This window comes from Deinococcus maricopensis DSM 21211 (assembly GCF_000186385.1).
Taxonomy (GTDB): Bacteria; Deinococcota; Deinococci; order Deinococcales; family Deinococcaceae; genus Deinococcus_B; species Deinococcus_B maricopensis.
Genome location: NC_014958.1, coordinates 460,983 through 478,562 on the forward strand (window position 1 = coordinate 460,983; position 17,580 = coordinate 478,562).

General features: G+C 70.2%; 14 protein-coding genes. 9 read left to right on the plus strand and 5 right to left on the minus strand.

The annotated features are described in order from the left end of the window. Positions 1-34: 34 nt before the first annotated feature. A complete protein-coding gene (locus DEIMA_RS16670) occupies positions 35-2,365 on the minus strand; it encodes an EAL domain-containing protein (protein ID WP_013555559.1) in 2,331 nt (776 codons plus the stop codon). Positions 2,366-2,636: 271 nt separating this feature from the next. Then, positions 2,637-3,788 (minus strand): S8 family serine peptidase, encoded by a 1,152-nt coding sequence (locus DEIMA_RS16675; protein ID WP_013555560.1) that lies wholly within the window; start codon positions 3,786-3,788, stop codon positions 2,637-2,639. Positions 3,789-3,969: 181 nt separating this feature from the next. Here DEIMA_RS16675 and DEIMA_RS01995 point away from each other — a divergent pair, with 181 nt between their 5' ends. After that, complete coding sequence (locus DEIMA_RS01995) at positions 3,970-4,920, plus strand: aldo/keto reductase (RefSeq protein ID WP_013555561.1); 951 nt, start codon at positions 3,970-3,972, stop codon at positions 4,918-4,920. 174 nt (positions 4,921-5,094) lie between these two features. On the opposite strand, the gene DEIMA_RS02000 is transcribed toward DEIMA_RS01995, so the two are convergent. Further along, a complete protein-coding gene (locus DEIMA_RS02000; protein ID WP_013555562.1) occupies positions 5,095-6,150 on the minus strand; it encodes a hypothetical protein in 1,056 nt (351 codons plus the stop codon). Between the two features lie 629 nt (positions 6,151-6,779). Here DEIMA_RS02000 and DEIMA_RS02005 point away from each other — a divergent pair. Both DEIMA_RS02005 and DEIMA_RS02010 read left to right on the plus strand, forming a co-directional pair. After that, entirely contained in the window at positions 6,780-7,850 is a 1,071-nt protein-coding gene (locus DEIMA_RS02005; protein ID WP_013555563.1) for a GAF domain-containing protein, read from the plus strand. 154 nt (positions 7,851-8,004) lie between these two features. After that, the gene (locus DEIMA_RS02010) at positions 8,005-8,313 is read left to right on the plus strand and encodes a hypothetical protein (protein WP_013555564.1); all 309 of its coding nucleotides are present in this window, start codon (positions 8,005-8,007) and stop codon (positions 8,311-8,313) included. A 61-nt stretch (positions 8,314-8,374) separates the two neighbouring features. Here the strand turns inward: DEIMA_RS02010 and DEIMA_RS02015 are convergent, their stop codons facing one another. Next, a complete protein-coding gene (locus DEIMA_RS02015; RefSeq protein WP_013555565.1) occupies positions 8,375-9,130 on the minus strand; it encodes a MerR family transcriptional regulator in 756 nt (251 codons plus the stop codon). 297 nt (positions 9,131-9,427) lie between these two features. Between DEIMA_RS02015 and DEIMA_RS02020 the strand changes: the two genes are divergently transcribed. The 4 genes from DEIMA_RS02020 (at position 9,428) to DEIMA_RS02035 (ending at position 12,740) form a co-directional block, all read left to right on the plus strand. Then, on the plus strand, positions 9,428-9,718 hold the full coding sequence (locus DEIMA_RS02020; RefSeq protein WP_013555566.1) for a hypothetical protein: 291 nt from the start codon (positions 9,428-9,430) through the stop codon (positions 9,716-9,718). Positions 9,719-9,838: 120 nt separating this feature from the next. Then, positions 9,839-10,708 (plus strand): alpha/beta fold hydrolase, encoded by an 870-nt coding sequence (locus DEIMA_RS02025; RefSeq protein WP_013555567.1) that lies wholly within the window; start codon positions 9,839-9,841, stop codon positions 10,706-10,708. 233 nt (positions 10,709-10,941) lie between these two features. Next, positions 10,942-11,943 (plus strand): TerC family protein, encoded by a 1,002-nt coding sequence (locus tag DEIMA_RS02030; RefSeq protein WP_013555568.1) that lies wholly within the window; start codon positions 10,942-10,944, stop codon positions 11,941-11,943. 236 nt (positions 11,944-12,179) lie between these two features. Further along, positions 12,180-12,740, plus strand: coding sequence for a carbohydrate-binding domain-containing protein (locus DEIMA_RS02035; RefSeq protein ID WP_013555569.1), 561 nt, complete (start codon positions 12,180-12,182; stop codon positions 12,738-12,740). Between the two features lie 42 nt (positions 12,741-12,782). On the opposite strand, the gene topA is transcribed toward DEIMA_RS02035, so the two are convergent. Next, positions 12,783-14,792 carry a type I DNA topoisomerase gene (gene topA / locus DEIMA_RS02040; protein ID WP_013555570.1) on the minus strand — a complete coding sequence of 670 codons (2,010 nt, stop codon included), beginning with the start codon at positions 14,790-14,792 and terminating at the stop codon, positions 12,783-12,785. A gap of 335 nt (positions 14,793-15,127) precedes the next feature. On the opposite strand from topA, the gene DEIMA_RS02045 reads away from it, so the two are divergent. Both DEIMA_RS02045 and DEIMA_RS02050 read left to right on the plus strand, forming a co-directional pair. Then, the gene (locus DEIMA_RS02045; protein ID WP_013555571.1) at positions 15,128-16,690 is read left to right on the plus strand and encodes a DEAD/DEAH box helicase; all 1,563 of its coding nucleotides are present in this window, start codon (positions 15,128-15,130) and stop codon (positions 16,688-16,690) included. A 336-nt stretch (positions 16,691-17,026) separates the two neighbouring features. After that, complete coding sequence (locus tag DEIMA_RS02050) at positions 17,027-17,488, plus strand: universal stress protein (protein ID WP_013555572.1); 462 nt, start codon at positions 17,027-17,029, stop codon at positions 17,486-17,488. Positions 17,489-17,580 lie beyond the last annotated feature (92 nt).

A 17,580-nucleotide genomic window follows, 5' to 3' on the forward strand; every position in this document is an offset into this window, starting at 1 on the left:
AGGACACCCGCCGGGCTGCTCGCCCGTAGGCGCCTCACTCGTCGTTCGGGAAGCCCAGCCGCGCGCGCAGGTCACGAATCGGCATGGGCCGCCCCGTGAAGTACCCCTGAATCAGGTCCGCCCCCATCAGGCCTGCCGCGTCGAGTTGCGCCTGCGTCTCCACGCCCTCCAGCACCGTCGCGAGGTTCAGGCCGTGCGCAAGGCCGATAATCCCTTCCAGCACCGCCCGCTCGCGGTGCGGCGCGTCCGGTGCGAGCCCGCCGATGAAGCTCCGGTCGATCTTCACGCGCGTCACGGGCAGCTTCGCAAGCAGGGACAGGCTGCTGTACCCCGTCCCGAAATCATCAATGGCGATGCGCACGCCGTACTCATGCAGCTCCTCCATCACGGCGCTCGCGTGACCGGGGTCCGTGAGGAGCATGCTCTCCGTGAGTTCCAGCACCAGCCGCCCCGGCGGCAGACCGGACTCCGCGACGGCGGCCTTCACGGCGTTCATGACGAACCCGTCGTGCAGGTCGCGGGCGCTGATGTTCACGGACACGTCAATGCCGAGCGGCGCCGCCTCCAGGCAGGCGTGCCGCAGCACCTGCGCGGTCGCTTCCACGATGTCGCCCCGCTGCTCCAACAGGGGAATGAACAGGTTCGGGCCGATGAACCGGTCCTGCCAGCGCCAGCGCAGCAGGGACTCCACGCCCACCAGCTCGCCGGTGCCGGCGCGCACGATCGGCTGGTGCGCGAGCGTGAACGTCCACGCGCGCAGCGCCTGCACGAGCGCGCCCTCCAGCTCCAGCAGGTCCTCGCCCGCCTCACCGGCATGCAGGGTGAGGCCGCCGCCGCCCGCGCGCTTCCCGCGGTACATGGCGGCGTCCGCGAGCGACACCAGGCGTTCGCTGGTGTTCGCGTCGTCCGGGCCGAACGCGACACCCAGGCTCATCTGCACCTCGACGGTCCGGTCGCGCAGCGTCACGGGCCCCTGAATGGCCGCGAGGATTTCCGCGGCGCGTTTCTGCCCACCGATGCGCGGCCCGGGCAGCAGCAGCAGGAACTCGTCGCCGCCCATGCGGGCGGTCAGTTCGCCGGGGCGCAGCGCGCCCCGCAGGCGCCGCGCGAGTTCCGCGAGCAGCTCGTCGCCGGCTGCGTGCCCGAGCGTGTCGTTCACGACCTTGAAGCGGTCGAGGTCCATCACGCCGACCGTGGCGCCGCCCACGCCGAGCGCACGGCGCGCGACCTCATGCCACGCGGCGGCGTTCAGAAGGCCGGTGAGCTGGTCATGCGTGGTGAGGTGCAGCAGCCGCTCGGCGTGCGCCATGACCTGCTGCTCGGCCTGCTCGCGGGCGCGTTCCGCCGCCTGCCGCTCCGCCTCGGCGCGGCCGAGGGCGTGCGCGCGCTCCAGGTCAGCGGTGCGGTTGCGCCGCCGCTGCTGCAGCGTGCGCTCCTCCAACTGCATGGCCTGCTCCAGGGCGTCCAGGGCCGCGGCGTGCTGGCCGAGGTCTCGGTGCGCCGCAGAGAGGGCGCGCAGTGCGCCTGCCTGCAGGGTGGCGCGCCCGGCGGACGCGACGCGCGCCCTCTCCGCCCAGGCAGCGCGCTCCGCCGGGTCGCCGTGGGCCGCGAGGGCAATGGCGGCCTCCACGATCACCTCGGCGTCGCCCACCTCGTACGCCTCGCGGTGCGCAGTTTCCAGGAAGGTGCGCGCCTCTGGCGTAGGGCAGCGCCCGAGGCCCAGCAGCGCCCGCAGCCGCAGGGCCAGCAGCTTGTGGCTCGTGGCGCGCGCCAGCACTGAACGGTACCGGGCGTCCGCTTCGGCAGTTCGGCCCAGGCCCGACTCGGCGAACGCGGCGTTCGTCTCGGCGGACAGCTGCAGGCCGAGCAGTTCCGTGTCCTCCGGGCCGCTGCGTTGCGCGGCGTCCTCAAGGACGCGCAGGCTGTCAAGGGCGAGCACGAGTGCACGCTCATGCTCCCCGAGGCGCGACAGCACCGCCGAGAGGTTCGAGGCGAGCACCGCCGCACGCATCGGGTCGTGCGCCTGCATGCCTTCGAGCGCGGCGCCCAGGTGTTCCGCCGCGACCTCCAGGTTCCCGGTGTTGAGCGCGACCGCGCCGAGATTGGAGCGGATACTCAACGTGAGCGCCTCCTCGCCGGCCTCCACCGCCACGCGCAGCGCCTCTTCGAGGACGTCCTGCGCAGCGGCGTCGTTGCCCTGCATGCTGAGGCAGGCGGCGAGGCCGTTGAGGGCGCGGACCCGGTCCGTGCCGCTCAGCAGATCCGCAGCGGCGCGGTACAGGTGTTTGGCCTGCTCCAGTTCGCCGTGGTCACGGGCGCGTCTGGCTCGCTGCATCAGGGTCGCACCTTGTTGCGCGTCCGTCATGCCGGTCCTCCCGGTGACCGGGGGCGGACCGGGTGACCGCAGCGTACGCCGGGTGCGTTCATGCTCCGCAGTTTAGCGGACGTGCCAATCACGCTGTGGCCGCGGCTGTTCATTGACAGTTTTGCTCGGCGGATGCACAAATGCAGGCGACCGCCCGTCGTCCTGGGCGGTCGCCTGCGGGGCTGGTTGACTCCTCCGGGCACGATGCACCCCTGAACTGAAATGCCCTGGGGACAGGCCGCCGGGTTCTTCCGGCGGCCTGCGGGTGGGGTCAGTGGAGGTTGAACGTCGCCTGGCCGGTGAACTCCGTGGCCACCTGCGCGGGCGTCAGGCCCCCGGCGAGGGCGCGCGCCACCGCGCCGGACGCGACGGCGGTGCTCATGGACGAGCCGCTCCAGTGCGCGTACCCGCCCGGGACGGCGGCGATCAGCTGCTCGCCGGGCGCCTGCACTTCCCCGCGACCTCCATTGTTCCAGGGGGCGCTGGTGCCGTCGCGCATCAGGCTGGACACCGAGAGATGCAGCGCGCCCAGGCCGGCGTTGCGCGCCGGAGCGTCGGCGACGCTGAGGCCGGCGTTGCCGACGGCGCTCAGGACCAGTACGCCCGCGGCTTGCGCCGCGTCGACGGCAGCGTTGATGGCGGGCACGTCCTCGTCGGTGCCGAGGCTGAGGTTGATGACGTTCGCGCCGCGGTCCACGGCCATCAGGATGGCGGCGGCCACGTCACCGGTCTGTCCCGTGCCGTTGTGGTCGAGAACGCGCATGGGCAGGATGCGCGCCCCGGGCGCGGCGCGGCGCACGAGGGACGCCACGGCCGTGCCGTGTCCGAAGCCCCCGTCCGCAGCGGCGGCGGTGTCGCTGGGGGTGGCGTCGCCGTCCACGAGGTCCACCCATTGCGTGGCGGGTGTGTACGCTTCCTTGAGCATGGGGTGGTTGAGGTCGACGCCCGTGTCGATGACCGCGACGGTGATGCCGGCGCCCGTGGTGTTCGTGGTGGTGGTGGTGTCCAGCTGGACCTGCAGGTCGTCCTTCTGGCCGTCAATCCAGGCGATGTGTCCACCGTCAATCCAGGCGATGTGCCCGCCGTCGATCCAGGCGATGTGCCCGCCGGACATGTGGGCTTCAGGCACGTGAACGGTGGTTTCGGTCTGCGGCGCGGCGCCCTCGCTGCCGGTGTTTAGGGCGCGGAGGGTGTGGGCGGGCGTGCCACGGAGGACGGCGAGGCCCGTGCGGGCGCTGAGCGTGACGACGTGCATGCCGGTCTGCGCTTCGATCTGGCTGGCGGTGCGGCCCTGCGTCTCGACGACGGCCACCTGGGTGGCGTTGGGGGTCTGGACCTGGGTGGCGGGTTGCGAGCAGGCGCCCAGCATCAGGGTGAGTCCGAGGAGCACGCTGGCGACCCGGCGGTTGCGTGGGTGAGTCATGGGAGTATTTTCAATGTTTCTTCATGTTTCCGCGCGGAACTTTTCTACAAACTTGCTCAATGCTTAATCTTAAGGGTGATTGATTATAATAAATGTTACGTTCTTGGATTAAAACCCGAAAAATTTCATATCCAGATCGCTTCAGGCGCAAACCCAGCGCGCCGCATGATAAGACGGGCGCATGTTCGCCCCTGCCCGCCTCGGCCTTGGCCTCGCCGCGCTTGGCCGCCCCGGCTACATCAACCTCGGCCACCACGAAGACCTGCACGGCGCCCGCCACCCCGAAGGCCTCCAGGCCCGCACGCTCGAAGTGCTCGACGCCGCCTACTCAGCCGGCATCCGCGACTTCGACGCCGCCCGCTCCTACGGCCACGCCGAGGCGTTCCTGCACGCCTGGCTGCAGCAACGCGCCCCCCAAGACGTCCATATCAGTTCCAAATGGGGATACACGTACGTTGCGGACTGGCAGGTGACCGCCGAACAACACGAAGTCAAAGACCACTCCGTGAACACCTTCGAGCGGCAATGGCCGGAAACGCGCGCCCAGCTCGGCCGCTGGCTGCGCACGTACCTGATTCACTCCGTCACCCCTGACAGTCCCGCCCTGCACGACCCCGCCCTGCAGATCCGCCTCGCCCGCCTGCGTGAGGAGGGTGTGACCCCCGGCCTGTCCCTCAGCGGCCCTCACCAGGGCGACGCGCTCGCCCGCGCCCTCGACATTCACATCGAAGGGCAACCGCTGTTCGGCGCTGTACAGGCCACCTGGAACCTCCTCGAACCCAGTGCCGGCCCGCAACTGCAGGCCGCCCGGGACCAGGGCTGGCACGTCATGATCAAAGAAGCCCTCGCGAACGGTCGCTTGGGCCCGCGCGGGTACGGACCGCACCGCGCTGCCCTGCAGGCCCTCGCTGACCGCCACGACGCCACCCTCGACGCCGTCGCGCTCGCTGCCGCCCTCGCGCAGCCATTCGCGGACGTCGTCCTCAGCGGCGCCGCCACCACAGAGCACGTCGTCAGCAACGCCCGCGCCCTCCATGTGAACCTCAGCCCCGCGGACCTCCAGGAACTGCTGTCCCTGGCCGAGACGCCCGCCGCGTACTGGGCGGCGCGCGCGCACCTGCCCTGGAATTGACCCCGAGCCCATCAAAACGGCTGCAGGGATCGTGGAGTGGCCTCAACGAAACCCCGGCCGGGAATCGGCGTCAGGTCACGCCCTTGAGCGCCCACTGAATCAGCCCATCAAGCGCTGGGGTGGCCCTCTGAGAAAGCCACCCCGACGGTTCATTTCACCGCTCTGGAAGGCGGGTCAGCGGGTGTACGGGTGAGAGGTGTCGAGGGTGGGGGCGGTGGTGGTGACGGTGTTGCCGGAGGTGGTGCCGGTGGTGCCGTTCAGGAGCTGCGCCACGGTCAGGCCGTAGAGGGTGTTGTTGGTGATGGTCATCGGCACTTTGCTCGGGTTCAGGATCCCCACCACACTCGAGCGGCGGTTGACGATGGTGTTCCCGGAGATGTTCACCGTGCGGCCCTCACGCGCCAGCCCCTCCGTGCCATACGTGAAGATGGCGGAGTTCTGACTGTTGGCGCCCTGCTCGATCACGCTGCCGGTGATGGTGAGGTTGCCGCCGTTGGGGATGTCCACGCTGTAGCTCGCGTTGCCCTGAAGATCGAACAGGCGGCTGGCGGTGATGGTGGTGTTGCGCGCGCGGCTCTTGAACTCGTGGCCCACCACGGCGTCGTGCGAGTAGCTGCGGTCGAAGGTCAGCTGCGCGAGGTCGCCCACGTACAGGTTGTGGGTCTGCCCGGTGCCGCCGATGCCGTTGTGCGCGAATTCGGTGCGGGTGATGCGGATGGTGCCGAGCGGCACGCTGTTGGCGAGCAGGCCGTTTTCGTTGTCGTGAATGTAGCTGTCCTCGATGACGAGGTTGCCGCCCTGGTAGCGCACCCCTGCACCGTTGCGGTCGGCGACCTTCGCGCCGGTCAGTTCCAGGCCGCGCAGGGTCACGTCCGTGTTCGTGGTGATGATGCCCTTGCCGTTGGTAGGTGCGACGGTGGCGACGAGGCGGGCGAGGCCGCTGGCGCTCTCGATGGTGATGCGCCGGTTCACCTCGAAGAAGTCGTTGGTGTAGGTGCCGGGGTCCACGCGCACGGTGTCGCCGTCCTGCGCAGCGGCGACCGCCGCGCGGATCGTCGAGTACGTCTTGCCGACCCCCACCGTCAGCACCCGCCCGGCGGTGGGCGTGGGGCTACTTGCGGGGGTGTCCGTGGTGGTTTCCGCGACGGGGAGTGCGGTGGTGGGCTGCGTGCACGCCGCGAGCAGAAGGGTCACGCCGAGCAGAGGAGCGAAACGGAAGCTATTACGCATCGGAAACTCCTTTCGATGGATGCCGGACGCGACCAGAGAGCCGTCCTGCAGTGACGCAGCGAGCGGACTTCCCTCCCATCCTGGCAGGTTCACCCTACCGCAAAGCCCTGCTTGCCGGGAGCGTTTTTTGGCAAGCATGAAGGCACTGGGTTCAGAATGAGCGGTGCTGGATGGACGGGCGGCCAGAGGGGCTCGCGCGTGATGGTTTGACCACTTCCAGGAGGTGATTTCCTTCTTGCGCCCGTCAGGTTGGCCCTCATGAGGAGAGGCAGCAAATTTTCACTTTGGCTCCGCGTCCGCTGGTGAACCGTTAACCATGGGCCAGAACGCAGTGCCGGGGGCCTGTGCAGGGGTTGCTAGGATCGTTGCCCGAACATGACCAGGTACAGGAAGAGCGAAAGTTCAGGCGTCTTCTGGAGTTGGGCTGTTCTGGAGGATGCCGAAAAAGGCACCCGTGTCCTTTTCAACATTCGGCTGCCAGGCACCTTAGATTCTCAACTGAGGCCTGACACCTCACGAGTTCAGTGACTTCATCATGAATCCTTCATGTGTGTGGTTATCGCCATGAACCGTGTTCAAGCGCGAGGTCCGTCACGGCTTCATTCATGAAGGGTCATTAAACTGACGCCATGATCGCTGCGCCTTTTCCCCAAGACGAGTACGCGCGCCTGCTCGATCTGGCCCGGTATGACGTTCTGGACTCGGCGCCCGAGGGTTCCTTTGACCGCATCACCACGCTCGCCGCGCAGCTCTTTAACGTGCCGGTCGCGCTGATCAACTTCATTGATCAGGATCGCCAGTGGAGCAAATCCTGCTACGGCGTCGACGCGAGCGCCGCCCCGCGCGCGCTGTCGCCCTGCGCCTGGACGATCCTCAGTGATGAGCCGACCGTCGTGCTCGACGCAGGCGCTGACCCGCGCTTCAGCGACAACCCCCTGATGAACGGCGACCCGCGCATCCACCTGTACGCGGGCGCGCCGCTCACGACGCCGGCAGGGCACCGCATCGGTACGCTGTGCGTGCTTGATGTCCGCCCGCGTGAATTCGGCGCTCAGGAGGTGCAGGCGCTGCAGGACCTGGCGGCCATTGTGCAGGACGAACTGGAGCTACGGGTGCGCAATGCGGAACTGCAGCGGCAGGTGGGCGCTCAGGCGCAGGTCGTGCGGGAGTTGCGCCGTACGGTGTCGCACGCGCAGACGCTGGAGGCCGTTGCGACGCTGCTCGATACGCCCCTCACGGCCGAGGAGGCCACGCGCGCCGCCGCGGGGTTGGTTGGCCAGGCCATTCAGGCGGACTGGACGGGCCTGGCTGTGTTCGAGGGGCAGGTCGTGCGGGCGGTGACGGCGTATCACCGCCCGGACCTGAATCCGGCGCTGCTGGCCCGCATCGAGCGGCTCGAGGAGACGCCCGGGGGGGTGACGCGGCATCTGCAGTCGGTGCAGCGGGCGTACTACGTGGATGATTACGCGCTGCATCCGCAGGCGATGCCGGAGATGATTCAGGAGGGGCTGATGGCGGCCGCCTGGGTGCCGGTGGGTGAGGCCGGTTCGGCGAGGCTGCTGCTGGTGACGATGCGGACGGCGGGCAGTCGCCTGTCCGGGTGGAGTGCGAGTGACCGGGCGCTGCTGGAGACGGCGGCGAGGACGATGCGTCTGGCGTTGACGCAGCGAGCGACGGGGGAGCCACGTTCAAGCTCCTGATCGGTGGCAGGGGAGGGGGCGCAGGGGCGCCCCCTCCGTATTGACCGGGCGTTGACGTGCCTGGGGGAGAGTGAGCGAACTGTGGGGTGGCCTGCGGTGTGCGGGTGTGTTTCTGCAGATTGTTTGCTGCACTATCTCAGCGTACGCTCATGGTATGACCTGTGATAGGAATCACACCATCGCGCTGGAAGCGCACCATGCGGAAACCATCCGAACATTCCTGCTGACCACCGCAGAAGCCACCCCCGACCTCCTGGCCGCCCTCGACACCCACTCCCTCACCGCCACCCAGGCTCACCTGCTCACTGTCCTGATCGCCGTCCACCTCCAGGCGCTCACGGACCGCGGCCAGCCCAGCGCCCACCCTCACCTCCACGAGACCCTCACGCATCTCGACCCACAAGGCCGCATCCTGCAGGCCATCACGACCGTGAACCTCGACCTGTCCCTCGCGCTCGGCTGAACCCGCCCGGCAAACCACAGGCCCCGGTTTTCCGGGGCCTGCCTCCACGCTCCGCACCCACTTACTGACGCGCCACCCACGCCTGCACCGCCGCGCACTGATACGCCGCAAGCCCGGCGCGCGCCCTGTCGATGTTTCGCGTGAAGCGCTCATCGCCGACCCACATCCACCCGAGATTTGAGAACATCTCCGGCGGGCAGTCGTAAAACCACCGCTCCAGATGCGCGTGATGCTCAGCCGCGACCGCCACCGCCTCCGGCGCTTCAGGCGCCACTCCCGCCTCCATCAGCGCCACGTACCGCGCCGTGATGGCCTCCATCTCGCCTTTCAGGCGCGCCCAGTCGTCGCGGGTGTACCGCCGCGTCCGTTCACTTGACTGGCGGTAGGCGTCGGTGTCCCCCCAGCGCTCCTTCACTTCATCCTCGTACTGCGCGGGGTCGAAGCCCTCGAACAGGGTCTTGAACTCGTCTTGCGTCATGGTCGTTCCTCCAACGGTCGCGGCCAGGGCCGCGTCAAGGGCGCTCAGCATCATGCTGGTGCGCCGGGCGCGCTCGACCAGCAACGCGCGCTGCGCACGCAACGCTTCCGCGCGGTCAAAGTCCGGGTCGAGCATGAGCCGGCGAATGTCCGGCAGGGCGAAGCCCAACTCGCGGAACAGCAGAATCTGATGCAGCCGTTCCAGGTCACTCGCGGTGTACAGGCGGTAGTTGGCTGCGGTGCGCCCTGATGGGCGCAGCAGCCCGATCTCGTCGTAGTGGTGCAGGGTGCGGACACTCACCCGGGCGATCCGGGCAGCGTCGCCCACGGTCCACGGCATGGTCGGTCACCTCCTGTCCTGCAAGGTAAGCCCTCACGTTGCGTGAGGCTCAACAGGTCAAATGGCAGAGGCCCCCGCCTGGGCCCACCAGCGCCCAACCGGGCAGGGATGCCCTGAACTGGAAGCCTCGTCCGCTCATGCGGGGAGCGGCGTGGACTTTCAGCGGCCTGACCGTCCTGCATTCCCTGGCGGGGCCGAACAAGGTGCGCAGGCGCCAGGCAGGTTCTGCAGTTTTGGACCCTTGGGGCAACATTCAGAATGCCCACGGCCACGCCGGGCAGTGCCTATGCTCGGGGTATGAACCGCCTCGAAGTTGCGATCCGCGAAAGTGACGAGCAGGCCATCAAGGACCTCATCACGCTGGCCGTCGCCACGGAGCACGCTCAGGCTGGCGAAACCGCCACCAAAGACGGCACGCCCGTCGAGCAAAACGCTCATCAGGACAAGATACACACCGCCCTGCGCCGCCGAACGGACGCCCTCATCGAAGGGATCCTCAGCGGCAACACCGCCGACATCGAGGAGGGCGCGCGGCTGGTGGAGGCCATGGATGCCCTGGAGGTGGAACAGGGCGAGGTGCCCTCCTGAGCCGCACCTGAGCGCGCGGACCCGCACCGCTGGGGAGCCGCGCCCAGCCTCGCGGACGCGCGAACATCGCTCAAGGCCGTCTCAAGACCGGCATCGGCGCGTGCATGCCACGCTGAGCGCATGACGCCCGACCATCATCACGCGATCCTGAACGGCGTTCGCCTGCATTACGTGTCCGCGGGTACGCCCGGCGCGCCCCTGATCGTGTTGCTGCACGGCTTCCCGGAGTTCTGGTACGCGTGGCGGCATCAACTGGCGCCACTTGCGCGCGCCGGGTACCGCGTGGTCGCGCCGGACCTGCGAGGGTACAACGCGTCCGAGAAGCCGCCCGGCGTGCGCGCGTACCGCCTGAGCGAACTCGTCGCCGATGTGGCCGCCCTGATCCAGCATGAGGGCGCGTCGCGCGCGGTCATGGTCGGACACGACTGGGGCGGCGTGATCGCCTGGGCGTTTGCCATGCGCCGCCCGGAGCTGACCGAACGGCTCGTCGTGCTGAACGCCCCGCACCCGCGCGCGTACCGCCGTGAACTGAAGCGCCGCCCGGAGCAGCGCCGGCGCAGCGCGTACGTCGCGTACTTCCAGCTGCCGTGGCTGCCGGAGCAGACGCTCCGCTTCGCGTTGCCGCGCCTGTTCCGCCGGACCGCCACGCCGGGCGCGTTCACCGACGAGGACCTCCGGGCGTACCGTGAGGCGTTCGCGCAGCCGGGCGCGCTCAGCGCCACCATCAACTACTACCGCGCGCTGCTGCGGCACCCGTCCGAGTCGCGCGCGGCCGTCATTGAGGCGCCGACGCTGCTGATCTGGGGCGAGCAGGACGTGGCGCTCGTGCCGCAACTCACTGAGGACCTCGGGGAGTGGGTGCCGGACCTGCGGGTCGCGCGGCTGCCGCACGCCACGCACTGGGTGCAACACGACGACCCGCTGCGCGTCACGCAGCTCATCCTCGCGTTCCTGCACCCGGATGATCCCGGGTTCCCACCGGGATTGTGAAGTGCGCTGCAGACGCCTCGCTGCGTCCGCCCGTACGGTGAGGACACAACCCTTGGGGGAGTAGCCGCCTCGGTCACGAGGTGCACGCGTCGTCAGTACGGTGGCCGAAATGGCGCCCGGTGCGTGCAGGAACGGGCGAGACCCAAACTGGAGGTTCTTCATGGAACTGACCGTTTGGCTTCTCGCCCGCTTGTCGTCGCTGCCCGCCGCGCACGCCCACCCGGGGGCCTGACATGGACGCCCTCAACTTCCTCAGCGCGCCGTGGCTGGGACAGAGCGTCGGCGTCTGGCTCGGCTTCCTGACGCTCGTCGTCGTCCTGCTCGCGTTCGACCTGGGCGTCCTGCACCGCAAGACCCGCGAGATCGGCGTGCGCGAGAGCCTGCTCATGTCCGGCTTCTACATCCTCGTGGCCTGCGCGTACGGCGCGTGGGTGTGGGCGACGCTGGGCGGCACCGCCGGCATGGCGTTCTTCACGGGCTTCGCCATTGAGAAGTCCCTCGCACTCGACAACATCTTCGTCATCTCGCTGATCTTCACGACCCTCGCCATTCCCCGCGCCGCGCAGCACCGCGTGCTGTTCTGGGGCATTCTCGGCGTTATCGTGCTGCGCGGCATCATGATCGCCCTCGGCGCCGCCATCGTCACGCAGTTCGACTGGGTGATGCTCCTGTTCGGGGCCTTCCTCGTGGTCACGGGCGTGCGCATGCTGTTCGCCGGCGACCACGAAGCGGACGTTTCCGAGAACAAGGTCCTGAAGTTCCTGCGCCGGCGCCTGCGCGTCACCGACGAACTGCACGGCCAGCGCTTCTTCGTGACGAAGGCGGACGCGGCGCGCGGCGGCCAGCTCCAGCGGTACGCCACCCCGCTGTTCCTCGCGCTCATCCTCGTGGAACTCGCGGACCTCGTGTTCGCCGTGGACTCCATTCCCGCGATCTTCGCCATCACGCAGGAGCCGTTCATCGTGTACACCAGCAACATCTTCGCGATTCTGGGTCTGCGCGCGCTGTTCTTCGCGCTCGGCGCGCTCCTGCACCGCTTCACGTACCTGAAGTACGCCCTGTCGCTCGTGCTGGTGTTCATCGGCGGGAAGGTGTTCTACACGCACTTCTTCGGGAAGATGCCGCCGGTGGTGTCCTTGAGCATCACGCTCGGGCTGCTGGCCGCTGGGGTGCTGTTCTCGCTGTGGAGGACGCGCGGCGAACCGCGCCCGGAATCCGGCTCGCCGTCCCACTGATCTGAACGCGCGGCGGAGCGGGGCATGCCCAATCGGCGTGCTCCCGCTCCGCTGCCCTGAGGGCTCGATCGGAGGCTGCCGGCCGGGGCCGCGCGTGGGTGAGCGACGGCTGCGCATGAGTCAGCGCTCGCTAACACCTCATGCCGCGTTCATACTGCAGGAACGGGGACCCCCTTGAACACGTGTGGCACGCAGTGCGCGCCGCTCATCCCCGCATGTCGCCAGGAGGAACACGCATGAACCGCAACCGCTCGCGTCTCGCCCCTCAACTGTTCGCCGCTACGCTTCTCGGCTTCACGCTCATGGCGTGCAGCCCCACCGCCGACCTTCCCGCCGAGGGCGCCGTCCAGCTCGAAGCGACCCAGGCGGGCATCGTCCCGACCCTGAAACCGCAGGCCGTCGCCACGCCCAACACCGGCGGGTGGGTCATCAACGACCCGGACGCCACGGACGGTCAGGCCGTCATCCTGCTCGGCACGCGTGACGCCGTACGGTTCGTGCTGCCCAAGAACCTCAAGACCCGCGCGTACACCGTGTCCATCGTCGGTCGCGGCGAAGCGTACCAAGGCGCGCCCATCGTGGAACTCACCACCGACGACGGCGTGCGCGTCGGTACGGCCACGCTGGACAACGCCACCTACGACCGGCGCACGTTCGGGCGGGCCACGCTGCACGCCGGGCAGACCGTGACCCTCTCGTTCCTGAACGACGCGTACGACGGTCCCGGCAAAGACCGCAACGCGGTCGTGGACTACCTCGTCCTGAACCAGAGCCACGCGAACGGCAGCGACGACTGACCCCGGTTCGTCCCGGCGGGCCCGACCTCAGGTCGGGCCTGCTTATTTCGGCCGCGCGGCCTTGCGGGACGACCGGGCGCGGGAGGTGCGCGCGCCGCCGGAACGGGCCCGTTTCCCGCCCGACGCGCGCTGCGCGGCCTTCCGCTCTCCGTTCAGCACCTGCTCGGCCACGTCGGGCGTCAGGTCATCCGGGACGAGGTCCGCCGGGAGGGGTGCGCTGCGCCCATGCAGACGCAGGAGGGGCGTGCCGTCCTGCACGGTCACGGTCGCGCCGGGCACGCGCGGCACCGTCAGGACCGGCGCGGCCCGCCCCGCCCGCCCGATGGTGCCCGCCAGGCCCTCTGACCAGAAGCGCGTGAGGTACGCCTCGCGCGTGAGGGCTCCACCGGCGATGCGGTCCAGGTCCGCCTCCATGCTCGCCGTGAAGCCCGCGTCCACCAGGTCCGCAAACGACCCCGCGAGGTACGCGCTCACCAGCAGCCCCACCCACGTGACCGTCAGCTGCCGCCGCACGACGCGCGTGTACCCGCGCGCGTCGAGGGTGCTCAGAATGGACGCGTACGTGCTCGGGCGGCCCACGCCCGCCCGCTCCAGCGCGCGCACCAGCGACGCCTCCGTGAACCGGCCCGGCGCGGGCGTCTTGCGTTCCTCGGCGGCGGCGTCCCGGACCGGCAGGACCGCGCCGACCTCCGCGTCTGGCAGGGCCTGCGTCTCGTCACCGTCCCCTTCGCTCGCGTCCTGGTACAGGCGCGTGAAGCCCGGGTCGTGCACGACCCGGCCGGTCGCGCCGAGCGCCACCGCGCCGACCTTCAGGTGCATGACCGTGCGCGTGCCCGTGAGGTCCGTCATCTGCGACGCGACGGTGCGGCGGTAGATCAGGTCGTACAGCGCGCGTTCATCGCCGGTGAGGGGCGTGTCGTCCGGCGCGCGGAAACTTCGCCCGGCCGGGCGGATCGCCTCGTGCGCCTCCTGCGCGTTCGCGCCGCGCGCCGCGTACGTGCGCGGCCGCGCGGGCACGCTGCCCTCACTGAACAACGCCGTGGCGGCCTCGCGCGCGGCCTGCAGCGCCTCGTCACTCAGGGCTGGGCTGTCCGTGCGCATGTACGTGATGAACCCGTTCTCATAAAGGCGCTGCGCGACGTCCATGCTGTGTTTCGGGCTGAACTTCAGGGCCTTGCTGGCCTCCTGCTGCAACGTGGACGTCGTGAACGGCGCGGGCGGCCGGGACGTGTACGGGGCGCGTTCCACGCCGGTCACGGTGGCGTCACGCGCGCGCAGGAACGCCACGAGGCGATCGGCCTGTTCGGGCGTCATCAGCAGGGCGTCCGCAGCGAGCTGCCCGGTGCCCGCGTCGAAGTCCTTCGGCGTGGCGAGCCGCTGCCCGTTCACGCTCAGCACCACGGCCGTGAAGGGCCGCCCCGCCCCGACGCGGGCGGTGACGCGCCAGTAGTCGGCGGGCACGAACGCCATGCGCGCGTGCTCCCGCGCGGCCAGCGCCGCGAGCGCCGCGGACTGCACGCGCCCCGCCGACAGTTTCGGCCCGACCGCCGTCCACAGCGTCGGGCTCACGCCGTACCCGACGAGGCGGTCCAGGGTGCGCCGCGCCTCCTGCGCGCCCACCAGCGCGTAATCGAGCGGCCGGGTGGCGCGCGCCGCCGCCTGAATCGCCTCACGGGTGATTTCGTGGAACGTCATCCGCTCCACGCTGCCTTTCAGACCAAGGGCGACCATCAGGTGCCACGCGATGGCCTCGCCTTCGCGGTCCGGGTCGGTGGCGAGTAGTACCCGGTTCGCGCCGCGCGCGAGCTCGCGCAGTTCCCGCACGACCTTCGCCTTCCCACGGCTGATGACGTACAACGGCCGGAAGCTGTCCTGCACGTGAATGCCAAGCCGCGCCCACGGCTCAGCCGCGTACCGCGCGGGAATGTCCGCCTTGCTGGCCGGCAGGTCCCGGATGTGCCCGAGGCTCGCGCGGACGGTGTAACCCGCCCCGAGGTACGCCTGGATTTTCTTGGCCTTGCTCGGCGACTCCACGATGACGAGTGTGCTCATGACCCTCCTGGCGGCGCGCCACGCCCCGAAAGGTCCACAGTCTAGCAGCGGCGCGCGCACCCACCGGGGCGCACGTCACGACGCGCGGGACGACACTTCCGCTACACTGAGGGCAGATTCACGTGCGCGCAACAGGCGAAGCACGAATCCCGCCGGACGACAGCGCCCGCGCCACCCCCCACGAAGCAGCGCCGATGCGCTTCCCCGACCCCGCAGGCCCTCGCCTCGCGCCACCGGGACCGGCCTGCCCGCAGCCCCACGGGGCTGACCTTCCACCCCCGCCGGCAGGTGACGCGCCGGCCGCTGCCGCCACGTGCCGCAGCAGACAGGACCCCATGACCGACCCCAAACGCGCCCCGCGGGCGCCCCGCAACACGGCTGAAACCTCCCACAACGCCCGCCGCGGCAGCCGCGGCCCCGCCCGCACGAACGCGAACACGTCCGCCGCCCCGGCGCCCACCCCAATGATCACGGCCACGCCCGACACGTGGCAGACGCTGCTCGGCGACCGCACCCCCACGCCCGTGCAGGCCGGCGCGATCCCCGCGCTCCTCGCGGGCCGCGACGTTATCACGACGGCGCGCACCGGCAGTGGCAAGACCCTCGCGTTCCTGATTCCTGCGGCCGCGCGCGGCCTCGGCGTGCGCGCCGTGACCGGCATGCGTCCCGAAGTGCTGATCATCACGCCCACCCGTGAACTCGCCGTGCAGATCCGCGACGTCGCCCGCGAACTCGGCATGAGCGCCGGACGCATCACCGGCGGCATCACGCCCGGCCAGACCCGCAGTGAAGCGAGCGGCAAGGGCGTCATCACCGGCACGCCCGGCCGCCTCCGCGACCTGATCCTCCGCCGCGAACTGAACCTCGCCGACATTCGCTACATCGTCCTCGACGAGGCCGACGAACTGCTGTCCCTCGGGTTCCTCCGCGACGTGAGCGACATCCTCGGCGCCGCGCAGGCGCAGGTGGGCGCCCGCCACCCGCAGATCGCCATGGCGTCCGCGACGTTCCCCGCCGCGATCCGCAAGGTCGCCGAGCAGTTCATGCGCGACCCGGAACGCATCGACGTCGCCCCCAGCAGCGCCACGCCCGAACGCAACGCCGCCGACGCGGACGTGCTGAGCGGCGCGACCGGCGCCACGCACCTCCTCATGAACACCACCCGCGAGGAAGTCATGCACATCGCCGCCGCCAAGGCCCGCGCGGCCCTGCGCGAACCCGGCGGGTGCGTCGTGATCTTCAGCCGCACGAAATACCTCGTGAAGCGCCGCGCCGAACAGCTCGGCCGCCTGCTGCCCGACGAACTCGTCAGCCCCCTCGAAGGGAACATGGACCAGAAGAAACGCGAGCGCACCATGGACGCGCTCCGCGAAGGCCGGTCCCGCGTGCTCATCGCCACCGACATCGCCGGGCGCGGCATCGACCTGCCGGAAGTGCGCCTTGTGATTCACATGGACGTCGCCGCCACCGCCGAGGACCACGTGCACCGCTCCGGCCGCACGGCCCGCGCCGGCCGACCCGGCACGAACCTCGTGCTGCTCATCCCCGAGCAGCGCGGCCTGTGGCAGTCCGTGCGCCGCGCCCTGCCGCCCGCCCTGCACCCGCCCCTCACGCCGGAAGAGCGCCTGATCGACCGCGACATCCAGGAGAAGCAGGGCCGCGGGTCCGGGCGCGGGCACGCGCCCGGCGGTACGGCCGACGCCCGCCCCTCCGGCCAGAACGACGGGAAGCGCGGCGGCCGCAGCACGCAGAGCGGCAGTGGCCGCGCCGCCCAGGGCGGACGCGATGCGGGCCGCGCCCACACCGCGCGTGACGCCGGGCGACCGGGCACCCCGAGCGGCACCGGCACCGGCGGCGGCCGCGTCGGGCCGCAGCGCGCCCGCCGGGGCCGCCGCTAACCGCGCCGAACACCGCACACCATGCGACCCCCCTGCCGGGCATGCCCGGCAGGGGGGTGTCTTATGCCTGGACGCAGGTCGTCCCCGGAACCTTCACCGGGCGGAAGGCACTGCATGCCCCCGCGCCGGCCTCCCCTTGTGCCCGCGCGGTAATGGGGTCGTAACAGCCGGCCTTAATGCTCTACCTGCAAGGCGACCCGCATGATCCCGCCGTGCACTTCCCCCTTCCCGAGCGGCGCCGCACCGCGCTGCAGGAGGCCCGGAACGCCGCGGGCGCGACCGGCACGGTGCCGCCGCAAGGTCACCCTCAGCCCCCTGCTCTCAAAAGGAGACGTGATGTTCCGGCACATTCTTGTTCCCGTGGATGATGCGCTCACCAGCGCGCAGGCCGCGCAGTACGCGTTCACGCTCACGCGCGCCCTCGGAGGGCAGGCGACGCTCCTGCGGCTCCTCGAAAACCCCTCGCCCGCAGCGCACGAACGGGCGAGCGCGCAGCTGAGCGCGCTCGCCCGCGAAGCGCGCCGCCCACCCCGGCAGGTGATCCTGCCCCTGCATGACCACGACGCCGTGCAGGCCATCACCGCCTACGCGCAGGGGCAGCAGGTGGACCTGATCGTGCTGGGCGTCACGGGGGAGGGCGGCCTGACCGACGAGGCGGTCGGCCGCCTGGCGACCACGCTGGCACGCACCAGCGGCGTCCCGGTGCACCTCGCGGCCGTCACGCGCGCAGGCCGCCCGGCCGGGTCGAACGCCTGGCGCCGCGCGGTCACGCGGAACCCACCCCCGCCTGACCGGTAATGCCGTGGTAACGCGCCAACGAGACGGTGGGCCCGAGGAGAACGACATGATGACTTCGACCCATCCCTCCCACCCCCGCCACACCCCGACGC